Origin of the sequence: Streptomyces shenzhenensis, from assembly GCF_003688995.1 — a bacterium.
In the GTDB taxonomy this organism is placed as follows: Bacteria; Actinomycetota; Actinomycetes; order Streptomycetales; family Streptomycetaceae; genus Streptomyces; species Streptomyces shenzhenensis_A.
In genome coordinates, this window is the sequence record NZ_PENI01000031.1 from 1 (window position 1) to 12819 (window position 12819).

General features: G+C 69.6%; 12 protein-coding genes and 1 pseudogene. 7 read left to right on the plus strand and 6 right to left on the minus strand.

Translation table 11 applies throughout. From position 1 onward, the window contains the following. Positions 1–265, plus strand: a pseudogene (locus CTZ28_RS34845) (MarR family transcriptional regulator); the annotation flags it as partial. A gap of 758 nt (positions 266–1023) precedes the next feature. Next, on the plus strand, positions 1024–1290 hold the full coding sequence (locus tag CTZ28_RS34850) for an acyl carrier protein (RefSeq protein WP_121893746.1): 267 nt from the start codon (positions 1024–1026) through the stop codon (positions 1288–1290). A 270-nt stretch (positions 1291–1560) separates the two neighbouring features. Here CTZ28_RS34850 and CTZ28_RS46680 read toward each other — a convergent pair whose 3' ends face one another. Further along, complete coding sequence (locus CTZ28_RS46680) at positions 1561–2358, minus strand: hypothetical protein (protein ID WP_147481239.1); 798 nt, start codon at positions 2356–2358, stop codon at positions 1561–1563. Positions 2359–2832: 474 nt separating this feature from the next. After that, complete coding sequence (locus CTZ28_RS34860; RefSeq protein WP_121893748.1) at positions 2833–3780, minus strand: LysR family transcriptional regulator; 948 nt, start codon at positions 3778–3780, stop codon at positions 2833–2835. Positions 3781–3890: 110 nt separating this feature from the next. Here CTZ28_RS34860 and CTZ28_RS34865 point away from each other — a divergent pair, with 110 nt between their 5' ends. Next, a complete protein-coding gene (locus tag CTZ28_RS34865; RefSeq protein ID WP_121893749.1) occupies positions 3891–5012 on the plus strand; it encodes a diaminopropionate ammonia-lyase in 1122 nt (373 codons plus the stop codon). Between the two features lie 111 nt (positions 5013–5123). Then, a complete protein-coding gene (locus tag CTZ28_RS34870; RefSeq protein ID WP_121893750.1) occupies positions 5124–6398 on the plus strand; it encodes a M20 family metallo-hydrolase in 1275 nt (424 codons plus the stop codon). Positions 6399–6580: 182 nt separating this feature from the next. On the opposite strand, the gene CTZ28_RS34875 is transcribed toward CTZ28_RS34870, so the two are convergent. Continuing rightward, positions 6581–7144 (minus strand): dihydrofolate reductase family protein, encoded by a 564-nt coding sequence (locus CTZ28_RS34875; protein ID WP_121893751.1) that lies wholly within the window; start codon positions 7142–7144, stop codon positions 6581–6583. Between the two features lie 382 nt (positions 7145–7526). On the opposite strand from CTZ28_RS34875, the gene CTZ28_RS34880 reads away from it, so the two are divergent. Continuing rightward, positions 7527–8249 carry an alpha/beta hydrolase gene (locus CTZ28_RS34880; protein ID WP_121893752.1) on the plus strand — a complete coding sequence of 241 codons (723 nt, stop codon included), beginning with the start codon at positions 7527–7529 and terminating at the stop codon, positions 8247–8249. Positions 8250–8616: 367 nt separating this feature from the next. Here the strand turns inward: CTZ28_RS34880 and CTZ28_RS34885 are convergent, their stop codons facing one another. Next, positions 8617–9585 carry a sugar-binding transcriptional regulator gene (locus tag CTZ28_RS34885; protein WP_183154740.1) on the minus strand — a complete coding sequence of 323 codons (969 nt, stop codon included), beginning with the start codon at positions 9583–9585 and terminating at the stop codon, positions 8617–8619. Positions 9586–9876: 291 nt separating this feature from the next. Between CTZ28_RS34885 and CTZ28_RS34890 the strand changes: the two genes are divergently transcribed. Then, the gene (locus tag CTZ28_RS34890) at positions 9877–10929 is read left to right on the plus strand and encodes a zinc-dependent alcohol dehydrogenase family protein (RefSeq protein WP_121893753.1); all 1053 of its coding nucleotides are present in this window, start codon (positions 9877–9879) and stop codon (positions 10927–10929) included. Between the two features lie 165 nt (positions 10930–11094). Here CTZ28_RS34890 and CTZ28_RS34895 read toward each other — a convergent pair whose 3' ends face one another. Next, entirely contained in the window at positions 11095–12024 is a 930-nt protein-coding gene (locus CTZ28_RS34895) for an NADP-dependent oxidoreductase (protein WP_121893754.1), read from the minus strand. Between the two features lie 76 nt (positions 12025–12100). Here CTZ28_RS34895 and CTZ28_RS34900 point away from each other — a divergent pair, with 76 nt between their 5' ends. Continuing rightward, positions 12101–12481, plus strand: coding sequence for a winged helix-turn-helix transcriptional regulator (locus CTZ28_RS34900; RefSeq protein WP_121893755.1), 381 nt, complete (start codon positions 12101–12103; stop codon positions 12479–12481). A gap of 162 nt (positions 12482–12643) precedes the next feature. Here CTZ28_RS34900 and CTZ28_RS47365 read toward each other — a convergent pair whose 3' ends face one another. Next, entirely contained in the window at positions 12644–12796 is a 153-nt protein-coding gene (locus CTZ28_RS47365) for a hypothetical protein (protein ID WP_183154741.1), read from the minus strand. Positions 12797–12819: the final 23 nt, after the last annotated feature.

Genomic DNA, 12819 nt, shown 5'->3' on the forward strand with positions numbered 1-12819 from the left:
CACCCGGCAGTCGATGAATGTGCTCCTGCAGGCCCTCGAACGCCAGGGACTCGTCATCCGCCCGGCACGGGCACCCGTGGGCAGGGCCCTGCCCACCGAACTGACCGACCTCGGACGCCGCCAACTCAAGACGGCCAGCGCCGCAGTCCGCCGCGTCGAGCAGAACATGCTGGCCAACCTGGATGCCAGCGAACAAAACCAGATGCGGCGCCTGCTCACCACGTGCATCGCCTCACTGACCGAACCACCCACACCGGCGACGTAACTGCTCCGGAACGTACGACTTTGCAGTGTCCCTGCGGAAGCGGCCCTGACGTTCCGTCTGGAAGTCGCCCTCGCCCTGGGAGCGGCCACGGGCTGGCGGCCCCGCCGACTGCAACGGTCTCACCCTCGTCGGCCTGCGGATCCGCAGCGTCCTGACCACCGCCCGCGCCTTGGTCATCGCCGATGTGCTGCACGAGGAGGTGGCCACCGCAGGTCCCGGCGGAGCTGAGCGTGTCGTGGCTGTCGGGAAGCTGACCGGTCCCGTCGCCCGATCCGTCTCGGGCTGATCGCCGATCTCCTGCCAATCCTCCTGCCGCTGAACGTGACACCGCCCCAGCTCACCCTCGAATCGGTCGAGGCAGAGCAGATGCTCATCGTCAGCCCGCTGGCAGACGTGTCAAATCCGCACATCGGGTCCCTGACCCTGGTCCCCTGTCGCAAGGGTGCAAGCGTTCAACACGTTCACGTTTCTCGGGCCGCTATCGTCTTCCGCTGCCGTCGTGTACGAGGTTCCTTTGAGGTGATGGCGGCGGCGCTGTCCTGCTGCGTGAGGAGCTGGTCAGCGAGCCGGGCGTGATGTGTGCGACTGACCTGGGCAGTGACGGCTGGGGCAGTGACCTGATCGCCATCGCTGGGGGGCGGTGGCTCTGAACTGGCCCGATGTGCTGCCCGTTCAACACGACGTGGGGCACGTGCATACATCCGCGGCGTCCTGACGCCGATCGACGAGACAGTACCTGATCGAAGGGGTGTGCAGTCATGGCGGCTTCCCACGAGTTTCTCGTGACCCTGCTTACCGACAAGTTCGAGGTCTCCCGCCCGGACATCAGGCCCGATGCCACGCTGGCCGAGCTCGGGCTTGACTCGCTTGACGCAGCGGAGCTGCAGCTCACCCTCCAGGAGGAGTGGAGTGCCAACGACCTCAAGGGTGAGATCACCGACAAGACAACGGTCCAGCAGGCAGCGGCCGTTGCCAGGGCGTGGAGGGCCGGCCGAGACGTGAGCACAGCGGAAGATGTGCTGTGACGGCTCCCCCCGATATCGCTGTGGGCGGGGTCGCCCTGCAAGTGCAGGCACGCGGACCGGTCCTCGCCACTGCCACCGCCTGCGCCTCCGCGATCGGCCATGCCAGGGAGGCGCAGTCCTGGGTGGCAAGGGTGGCTGCAAGACCGACTGCGGGATCGCCGCCGGCAACTTGTCCTGTAGCGGCGGCCCGCTGAAGGTCGGTGAGAGCCACACGATCACCTGGCGCCGAAGTGCACGAGGGGACGCTTTTCCGCGTCCTGATCGTGAGCGCTACTCATCCCCGCTGATGAGCTGGATGCGCATGTCCAACGTGGAGATGACGTCGGCTCCGATGCGCACTGTGGCCTGCAAGATGTGGTTCTGGTGGATAGGGGCAGGGACGAGTTCCACTGAAACGTCCATGGTCTTTCCGACCCAGGCCAGTTCCCTGGCCCCGAACTGATACGTGGTCGGAGTCCAGCGGGCCGAAGGATTGTTCTTGGCGAGAAACTCGTCGAACACGCTGGTCATGGCGGTGCCGATGATGGAGGCGGGCAGCGCCGGATAGCCGTCGAAGTGGCCGGGGCACAGATCGGGGGTGACGGTCAGGCTGGCAGAGACCGACTCGTCATCGACGGTGATGCGGTCGAACGGCAGACGGCGCCTGTACGGGTTGTCCGAGGTCTGCCCGGTAGCGGCTGCGTGCGTGCTGAACAGACGGGCGAAGATCCGTTCCGGGATCACCTCGTACCTGACGGTCATTCGGATCTCAGGGGTGCCGTCGGGCCCGAGGATGACGGCACGAGCCGTCGCGTGGCGATGGCGGCGGTCGTCGAACGCTGCTTTCGCCCGGCATTCCAGTGCGGCTGGAGTCGGTTCCCGGCGCGCGGGAGCCAGCCATTCGCCGTGCACGGTGCGTGCCAGGTAGTAGTGCCGTCCGGGGTTGGGATTGAGGCTGGATGCTGCGCAGAGGCCGAGAATGGCCATATGGCGGCCGGCCTCGGCGAAGCTGATGTTCGAGGCTTGACGCCCGACGTCGGACTCACGGTAGACGCTCGCCGTAGCAATGCCGGGGAGGATCTGCCGCACGTTGCGGAGTGCGAAGTAAGGCGGGGTGACACACACACGCCCGGAAACATCGAGAGGGACGGAGTGCGGAGGTATGGAGAGACTGGGCTCACCTGCGTCCCAGAGGTCGTCAGCCTGCTTGATTCCCCGATTGGGAAGAATCGCCATGGTCCGGGTTTCCTCGTCTGCCGACGTCTTGACTCGTGCAGTAACCATGACGCCATCGCTCAGGGGCCCGGAACAAGGATCTACCAGCGAGGATGCGTGAACGCGTTGATCGATTGTGCCCTTGTGAAGACGATGCCTGAGGCCGCACATGGGAAACCGCCCCTGCCGCCGGCGCGTCCCGGGCCGTACCGGCTCTGCTGAAGCACGACGTCCCGCTGCGCCCCGCCGGTCCTGTCCGGGCCGCCCAGGCGGAAATGATCCTCAAAGCGCCCCTGTCACTCGGGCAAAGGCCGGTAGGCGAGACGTTCTTCATGACGAGGGTGGAGGTCAAGCGCTGGTTTCCGGGTGGGCGGGCAAGCAGTTGGTCGCAGAGCTGCTGACCGCTCGGTGGAGTGCGTCGCGGCAGGCCAGAACGGCGGGATGCCGGCTGGCCCCGCGGCGTACGACCGTGAAGACCCGGCGTTTGCGCTGGCCACGGGGCAGTTGCCGAAGGGGGACGGTCGGCGGCTGTCCGCTCCGGACCAGGTCGGGCAGGAACGCGGCGGCGTGACCCTGCTCGACGAGCCGGAGGTGCAGCACGAGGTCGGTGGTCTCGAACCGTACGTCCGGTTCGAAGCCGGCGTTGCGGCACATCGTCATGGCCCAGCATCGGGCGGCCGTGCCGTCGGGTTCCATCACCCAGGGGTGATGGGCGAGGGAGCGCAGCACCGTCATCGGGCCGCTGCCGTCCGTGCTGCTGGTGGGCTCGGGCAGGGCGAGGCGGAGAGGGTCGTTCAGCAGGTCCTCCTGTTCGAGTTCGGCGGAACGTGGATTGGGGTTGCCGGGATACTCCTCGGCGAGGACCAGGTCGAAGTCGCGGGCCAGCAGGGCGGGCAGGGATTTCTCCGGTTCCAGCTGCGTGACGTGGACGCGCAGGAGAGGGTGCCGGTCGCGGAGCAGACCGAGTGCGGTGGGAATCAGGGCCAGGGCGGCGGTCTGGAACGAGGCGATGCGCAGGGTGCCGGTCAGTTCGGTGAGGGACGTGGCGATGTCGGCCTCGGCGCGCTCCAGGCGTTCCAGGACCGCTTCGGTGTGGGCGACGAGGATTTCGGCCTGTTCGGTCAGCCGGACCCGCCGCCCGACCGGCTCCAGTAGCGGCACACCTACCTCTGCTTCCAGCTGGGACAGCTGTTGGGAGACAGAGGAGGGGGCGTACGACAGGGCGGCGGCGACGGCCGCGAGCGTGCCGCGGTGCTTGAGCTCGCGCAGCAGGCGCAGCCGGTGCAGGTCGAACATCGCCAACACGTCTCCTCGTGACCGTGGACCTCAATGGTTGGAGTTTTCGATGAGTATGATTCGAAAACATTCGCTGGACCGATTGTGGCAGTGCAGCGGACCCTAGGGGTGTGTCTGACAACGCTTCCTCTCCCCGCGCCCTGCAGTGGCTTGCCCGGTCCGGCGCCCGCGCCTGGCGGTGTGCACCCGCACCCGACGAGACACGTGCCTTTCACCGCACGCTGCCCGACTACGCGCCCACCCCGCTGTCCGATCTCCCCTCACTCGCAAAAGAGCTCGGGGTCGGCCGGGTCTTCGTCAAGGACGAGTCGAACCGTCTGGGACTGCCGGCGTTCAAGGCGCTGGGCGCGTCCTGGGCCGTCCATCGCACCCTTGCCGAGCGGGCCGCGAACGGTGAAGGGCTCGGCCCGGTGACCTTGGTGACCGCCACCGACGGCAACCACGGCCGTGCGGTGGCCCGTACGGCACGCCGGCTCGGGCAGTACGCCCACGTCTTCGTCCCGCAGGGCGTGCATCCCGGGGCCGCGGCCGCGATCGTCGCCGAAGAGGCGAAGGTGACCGAGGTCGCGGGGGACTACGACGAGGCCGTCCGGCTGGCGGCCGAGGCGGCCGAAGGGCCGGACGCGGTCCTGGTCCAGGACACCGCATGGTTGGGTTACGAACGGATCCCGGGCTGGATAGTCGAGGGGTATTCCACTCTCTGTGCCGAGATCGACGAGCAGTTGACGGCGGCAGGAGCCGTCGGGGGCCCCGACCTGGTCGCCGTGCCCGTCGGCGTGGGATCACTGGCTCAGGCCGTGGTCACCCACTACCGCAGCCGCCCGGCCGGGCAAGCCCCGGCGCTGCTGTCCGTGGAGCCGGACGCCGCGGCCTGCGTGCTGGAAAGTCTCACCCGCGGTGGGCCCGTCAGCGTCACCACCGGCGCCACCACCATGGCCGGACTGAACTGCGGCACCCCGTCGAGTATTGCCTGGCCCTACCTGTACGGCGGGCTGGATGCCGCGGTCGCCATTGCGGACAACGACAGCGCCCGCGCGGCCGCCGACCTCGCCGGCCTCGGTCTCGCCTCGGGCCCCTGCGGGGCCGCGCCGCTCGCCGGAATCCGGGCCGCGCTCACCGGCGTGGGTGCCGAGGAGCGCAGGACGGCACTGGGACTCGGCCCGGACTCGGTGGTCGTCCTGCTGAGCACCGAAGGCACGGCTGCCAACCCGTACTCCACCACCGCCCATTGAACGCACAACACCCCCTGAGTCGAGAATGGCCGGACTCTCGGCCGTGCTGGCCGCATCGCCTTCACCACCGCCACCCACCCCACCGTTTCCGACACTTCCGGGAGACAGATCATGACGAGCTCCGCCCCCGACCCCGTCGAGGTCAACGGCGACCGCCTGTGGCAGTCCCTGATGGGCCTCGCAGAGATCGGCGCGTACGACGACGAGCGCACCGGTCTGCGCGGCGTCGACCGTCTCGCTCTGACCGATGCCGACGCGGCCGGACGCCGCCAGGTCATCGCCTGGATGGAGGACGCCGGACTGGCGGTCCGCATCGACCGGATGGGCAACATCTACGGTCGCCGCGAAGGCACCGACCCCACTGCCGCACCGGTCCTGACCGGCTCGCACATCGACAGCGTCGCCACCGCCGGCGCGTTCGACGGCTGCCTCGGCGTACTCGGCGGCATCGAGGTCGTACGTACCCTGAACGAGCGCGGCATCCGCACCCGCCGGCCGATCGAGGTGGGCATCTTCGCGGAGGAGGAAGGCGTCCGCTTCGGCACCGACATGCTCGGCAGCGCCGTCGCGGCAGGCCGCCTGCCCCTGGACTACGCCCACGCGCTGACCGACCGCAAGGGACTCACCCTCGGCGGCGAACTCACCCGCACCGGCTTCGACGGCCCCACCGACGTCCGCCTCGACCCGCCACACGCCTACGTCGAGTGCCACATCGAACAGGGCCCCGTCCTCGCCGAGAGCGACGTCCCTGTTGGTGTCGTCACCGGCGTACAGGGCATCTCCTGGCAGGAGATCACCATTCACGGTCGCGCCGCCCACGCCGGCACCACGCCCACCCACCTGCGCGCCGATGCCGGCCTCGCCGCCGCGCAGATCATCGTCCACCTGCGGGAGCTGGTCGATTCCGGTGAGTACGGTGACCTGCGCGCCACCGTCGGCCATCTGATCGTCTACCCGGACCTGACCAACATCGTCCCGGCCCGCGCCGAGCTGACCGTCGATCTGCGCAATCCCGATGATGCGCAGATGACGCGGGCAGAGGAGGCGCTGGCCGCCTTCCTGCGTGACCTGGAGAACAGCCGGCCGGGACTGACGCTGACCACCCGGCGGATGGCCAAGACTCCGTACGTCCCCTTCGACGAGGGCGTGCAGAAGACCATCGCGCAGGCCGCCGACGACCACGGCCTGGAACACATCTCGCTGCTCTCCGGCGCCGGTCACGACGCCCAGGAGATCGCCGCGCTCTGCCCCACGGCCATGATCTTCGTACGCGGTGAGTACGACGGCATCAGCCACAACCCCCGCGAGTACTCCACACCCGAGGCGTGCGCCCGTGGCGTCAGCGTTCTGGCCACCACTCTGCTGCGTCTGGCCGATCAGGACTGACCGTACCCGCTCGACCCGGCCCCGGCGCCGGCCCGACGCACTGCTCGCCGACCGCGGCTACGGCCCCGACACGTACCGGCGCCTGGTGTGGCAGCGCGGCATCCGCCCCGTGCACGAAGCGAGGCGAGCCACACGGCTCCGGCCTGGGCATCTTGCCGTATGTCGGCGAGCGAACGATTGTCTTAGCGCGTCACGCGGTAGCGGAGGTAGACGACTTTTGAGCTGAAGGTGCGGGTCTCGACGAGTTCGAGATCAACTCGGCGCTCGCGCCGGGGAAAGAACGGAATGCCACCGCCGAGCAGCACCGGATAGACCCTGGCCCGATACTCGTCGATCAGACCCAGCGCGGCCGCCTCGGCGGCGAGAGTCGCGCCCCCGATCGCGATGTTGCCTTCTCCTGGCTCGGCTCGCAACTGCTCGATCTCCTCCGCCAGGCCGCCGGAGGCCAGGCGGGCATTGCCCTGCACCGCCGGCAGCGTGTTGGAGAACACCACCTTTGGGAGCGGATTCCAGATCGCGATCCACTCGAGCTGTGAGTCGTCGAGCGAGAGATCCTGCTCGGCGGTCTCCCAGTACAGCATCGTCTCGTACAGCCGTCGTCCCAACAGGTGGACGCCGACCTCTCGGATCTCGTCGATCCAGGAGCGAAAGATCTCCTCGTCGGGCGGCGTCCAGTTCAAGCCGCCGTCCGGCCCGACGATGTAGCCGTCGAGCGAGACGTTCATCGAATAGGTCACGCTGCGCATCAGAAGCCCTCCTCGGTAACGGGTTCGACAGTACGACTGCCGGACGCCACAGGACTCATCGCCGCTCGTGGGATCACCTGAGCTGATCAGGGCGGTTCCTTCGACGCGTCGACCGACGCCGTGGTGAACATCGGCACGTCGACCGCCGGTCGGACTCCTTGGTCCTCAGGCGAGTGGCTTCGTGGCATGCGGCCACGGAGCCTCCGTAAAAACCTGTTGGCGGACCACGGCGACCACTGTTACTTTTCCGGAGGCCGTGCGAGCGAATGAGGAGGTGGTACCCGTGAACGCAGTATCGACATGGGTGCTCCCCTCCGGGGTCACGGTCGGGCGGTAGGTCGTCCGGGAGCGCCGTACAAGCGCACTCCCGAAGGGCACGACCATGCAATTCACTTCTGAACAGCGCCTCGACGACGGCGTCCTCGAGCGCGAATTCACCCTCGGCGAGATCCCCGGCATCCTGTGGACGTCTGGCTCCGCACCGGCCCCGCTGATCCTGATCGGCCACAACGGCGGCTTGCACAAGCGGGAATCGCGGCTGGTGGCCAGGGCCCGGCACTCCGCGGCGGAGTACGGCTACGCGGTCGCGGCCGTCGACGCCCCCGGGCACGGTGACCGACCCCGTTCCGCCGTCGATGAGCAGGCTCGCGCCGACCTCCGCCGGGCGATGGCGGCCGGCGAGCCGGTCGACGAGATCTTCGAGTCCTTCGTCGCCCCGCTGGTCGAAAAGGCGGTCCCGGAATGGCGGACCACCCTGGACGCCCTCCTTTCGCTGCCCGAGATCGGCGGCCCGGTCGGGTACTCGGGGATGACCGCCATCGGCATTCGACTGGCGGTGGTCGAGCCGCGCATCGCGGCCGCTGGTTTCTTCGCCGGGGGTTTCGTGCCCCGCGCCCAGCGCGAGGAGGCCCGGCAGGTCACCATTCCCCTGCAGTTCTTGCTGCAGTGGGACGACGAAGGGAACGACCGGCAGCTGGCCCTGGACCTGTTCGACGCCTTCGGCACCAAGGAGAAGACGCTGCACGCCGATATGGGCGGGCACGCCGGCACCCCGTGGTTCGAGGTGGACGACGGGGACCGGTTCTTCGCCCGGCACCTGAAGTGAGGCCGGGCCGTCAGGCCGGCAGCAGACGGTAGGCGCTGTCGGTCAGGATGCCGCTCATCGAGGACGGGTCCCGGCCCTCCTCGATGGCGGTGGCCCAGCAGATGCACAACCGCCCCGATCGCGGCGGTACCGGCCATCGGCGGTACCGGCCGGTCGGGGCGGCGCTCGGCGACCAGCGTTTCCGTCAGCCGGGCTCACGCCGTGAGGCACACGGAGACCCGCTGAGACGCCGCCTGTACGACCGTCAGGCCCGTCACCCGCCGGTTGCTGAACGCCGGTTGCTGAAGATCACCGCACGAGTCGCGTTCCCCACCACCCGACCATGAACAACCGCCAAGGGATCGACCCCCAACCATGCACGAGTTCGTCAGTCAGGGGGTTCGGTCGGTGCCGTGTCGCGATGGGCGAGGAATGCGTCGGCGACCTCGGTGTCGGTGACAAGTGTGTGGATGAGGCCGCTGCGCAGCGCGGCGTCGACGGCGGATGCGCGGCGGACAGCTGCGGCGATGGCGACAACGTCACGGGCGTGGCGCAGTCGTTCGAGCGGGACGACCAGGCAGCGGTCGGTCAGGTCGGTGGCGACGGTGCGGCCGTCGGCGTCGACGAGGTGGCCGGCGAACTCCGCGACGACGCCGCGGCGGGTGGCGGCTTCTCGTTCGCTGTCGGCCAGACCGGTGGAGTCGTGGAGGTTGGAGTCGCCGGGCTGCCAGGCGCCGACGGTGATGAGCGCGACGGTCAGGCGGTCGAGACGGGCGAACGCCTTGGCCAGAGCGGGGCGGACGCGCAGGGCTGCGGCCTCGGCGAGGCTGGGCAGGACCATGGGGACGTAGACAGGTACCGCGGTCGACCGGGTGAGCCGGGACGCCCGGCGGATCGTCTCCACGGAACTGTCGTTGACGTCGCCGGGCGTGGTCAGGCCGGTGAGCTGGACGACGTCGCAGTCCGGCAGCCGCCGCAGGGCCGCGACGACCTGGTTGACGGTGCGGCCGCAAGCCAGGCCCAGCACGTCCCCGGGGCGGGTGGCCTCTTCGACGGCTTCGGCGGCGGCTCGGTTCAGCGCCGCGCGTCCGGCCTGCGCGGGGACGACGAGTGCGCGGGTGAGGCCGTGAGGTGCGTACCGCTCGAGGAGGGCGGCCGAGCGCGTAGGATCGGCGAGCGGCGGCGGGGTGATCTCGATGTGGACCAGGCCCTGTTCCCGGGCGGTCTGGATCAGTCGTCCGGCCTTGAAGCGGCTGACGCCCAGGTGCTCGGCGACCTGGGTCACGCGCAGGCCCTCGACGTAGTGAAGGTGCGCGGCCCGGGCCGCGCGCAGTGACTCCCACGCGCTTGCGGCCATGGTCGTTCTCCTCGCTGTCCCGGTCGCGGACGGGACGTGTCTTCGGTTTCTCCGCTGGCCGGTAAAGGGTCCACCAGTGCCGGTCCGGATCGCAGCGTACGACCGGCCTCCCCTGTCGGGATGCTCCAGCGGAGGGCTCCACTGGGGCCGGGTGGTGCAGATCACGGCAGGTGTGCTCGCGCGAGCAGGGCGAGGGGCGCGCTGCGAAACACCTATTGAAGTGCTGTTTCTTCCGGCGAATCCTTGCGGAAACGCAATGCCGTGCCCCCAGCTCTCCCCGAGGTGATCGCTATGTCCGCCCTGCCCGACACCATGCTCGCCGCGTACCTGCCCGGCGGCAGCCGTACCGAGTCGAGGACCGTGCCGGTCCCCGCTCCCGGGCATGGTCAGGTCCTGTTGAAGGTCCGCGCGTCCACGATCTGCGGCAGCGATCTGCGGGCCATCTACCGCGAGCATCTCGGCTCCGGCCCGGAGGCGTACCAGGGTGTGGTCGGCGGGCACGAGCCGTGCGGTGAGGTCGTCGCGGTCGGCCCCGGCTGCACCGCGACCGTGGTCGGTGACCGGCGGGTCGTCTACCACATCAGCGGCTGCGGGCTGTGCGACGAATGCTGCCGAGGCTATCCGGTCGGCTGTCTGTCCCCGCGGCGTGCTGCCTACGGCTGGCAGCGCGATGGCGGCCACGCCGAGTACCTGTTGGCCGAGGAGAAGGACCTGCTGCCGCTGCCCGACTCGCTCACCTACCTCGACGGCGCGTGCGTGGCCTGTGGCTTCGGCACGGCGTACGAGGCGCTGCGGCGCGCCGATGTCTCCGGCGGGGACACCGTGCTGATCACGGGCCTGGGGCCGGTCGGGCTCGCCGCCGGACTCCTCGCCCGCGCACTGGGGGTGCCGCTGGTGGTCGGCACGGACGTGAGCGCGGAGCGCCGCGCCCAGGCCCGAGCACTGGGTGCCGTCCACCATGCCGTCGAGGCGGGGGAGTTGGCGGTGCTGCTCGGTGACGGCGCGTGCGTGTCCGTCGACTGCTCGGGCAACGGGGCCGGCCAACTCACAGCCGTGCGGCACACCCGCCGCTGGGGCCGGGCGGTGATGGTCGGCGAGGGCGGCACGCTCACCCTGGATGTCTCGCCCGACCTGATTCACCGTCAGGTCACCCTCATCGGCTCCTGGGTCACCTCGGTGCACCTCATGCGTGAACTCCTGCAGAATCTGGACCGATGGGGCCTGCATCCCGAGTGCGTGGTCACCGACCGGTTCCCGCTCACCGAGGTCGACACCGCGTACAAGACCGCCGACAGCGGCCGGGGCGGCAAGGTCGCCATCGTCACCGACGAGGCCGGCGCATGAGCCGCGGGGTGTCCTTGGCCGACCGGGTCGGCCTGCCCGGGCCGTGCAGTGCGGGTCGTATGTCGATCCCGGGCCCACGGGCAGGTGCCGTTCCAGCGGCAGGACGGCGGCCCTGGGGGAGGGCAGGGTCTGGTACCAGTACGCGGTCGAGGCCCCAGGACGGGATCACACGGTGAGGATGAGCTTGCCCTGGAGGTGACCGCCGTCGAGCAGCCGGTGCGCGTCGGCGACGCGCTCGAACGGGAACGTCTCCTGCACGTGGACCCGGAGCCTGCCCTGTTCGACGAGTTCGACGAGACCTCGCAGGGCGACCGGATCGGGGTCGACCGCGATGCCGCTGAAGCGCATGCCGGCCGCCTCGTACGTGGCGGCGAGCTCCGAAGCCTCCTCGGCGACCGCCGTCACGAGGTGACCGCCCGGGCGAAGCACTTCGAGCGACCGCTCGACGGTGTCGCCGCCGATCGTGTCGAGCACGACGTCGATGTCGCGGACCGCCTCAGTGAAGTCGACCGCCGTGTAGTCGATCACCTCGTCGGCGCCGAACCCCTCGACGAACTTCCGCTTGCTCCCGCTGGCGGTCGCGATCACGTGCGCGCCGCGCGCCTTCGCGATCTGGATCGCGACGTGACCGACCCCGCCACCACCGCCGTGGACCAGGACGCGGTCGCCCTCGGTCACGCCGCCGAGGTCGACGAGGCCCTGCCACGCCGTCAGCCCGACGACCGGCAGCGCCGACGCCTCGATGTGTGAGAGCGACGCCGGCTTGCGTGCCAGGTGCAACGCCGGCGCCGACACGACCTCGGCGTACGCGCTCGCCGCCCGCGGGAACAGCGGCATCCCGAACACCTCGTCGCCGGGCCTGAACCGCCATGTCTGCGGCGACTCCTCGACCACGCCGCTGATGTCCCAGCCGAGGACGAACGGCAGCGGGCCGATCAGCGGGAACTCGCCGGCGCGCAGGCGCGCCTCCAGCGGGTTCAACCCGATCGCCTTGACGCGGACGAGAACTTCGGTCGGGAGGGGCTGTGGCTCGGGCGCGTCCACGATGGTGAGCACCTCGGGACCGCCGAGCGTCTGCTGGGTGATGACTCGCATGACTCTCCTGGCTTTGGAGGGTGGGAGAGAACCCAGGCTATGTTTCTGATAGGAACCAGCAGGTACCTTTGGCGCCATGAGCGGTTTCGTTCCCGGTGATTCCTTTCTCGCCGACTGCCCGGGGCGTCTGACGGTCGAGCTGATCGCCGACAAGTGGACGGTGGTGGTGCTCTACGGCCTCAGCAAGGGTCCGGTGCGCCATGGCGAGCTGATCGAGCTGATCGGTGGCATCTCCCGCAAGATGCTCACCCAGACGCTCCGACGGCTTGAGACGCACGGACTCATCACCCGCCACGCCTACGCCGAGGTACCGCCCCGCGTCGAGTACGAGCTCACCCCGCTCGGGGCGACGCTGATCGATCCGATCCACATGCTGACCGAGTGGGCGAGGGCGAACGGCGACGCAGTGCTCGACGCGCTGGAGGCCGATCCCCAGCCGGTCACCCATGGCGACTGAGCCCCCGCTGGGGCACTGAGCATCCTCTCGGCCGCTACTCGGCACGTGGTCCACGACGGACGCGACCCCTCCGTCGGCGCCCGAACGCAGCCAGATGCGCAGTCCGTAGGGAGCCGTTCCCGCATGGCGGCCGCCGGGACGGACACACCGCTGATGGGCTGTCTACTCGTCCAGAGGCCAGACGCGGCTGTCGACGACCAGTCGGCGGTTGCCGGTGTCGAGGTCGTCGAGATGGAGACGGCGGATCGTCGTACCGGGGCGGGTGGCGTGGACGGCCGCGGGGGCGAGGCCCAGCCCGTCCTCGGGCCGGGCCACCGGCGTGGGCGCCGGTTTCCCGT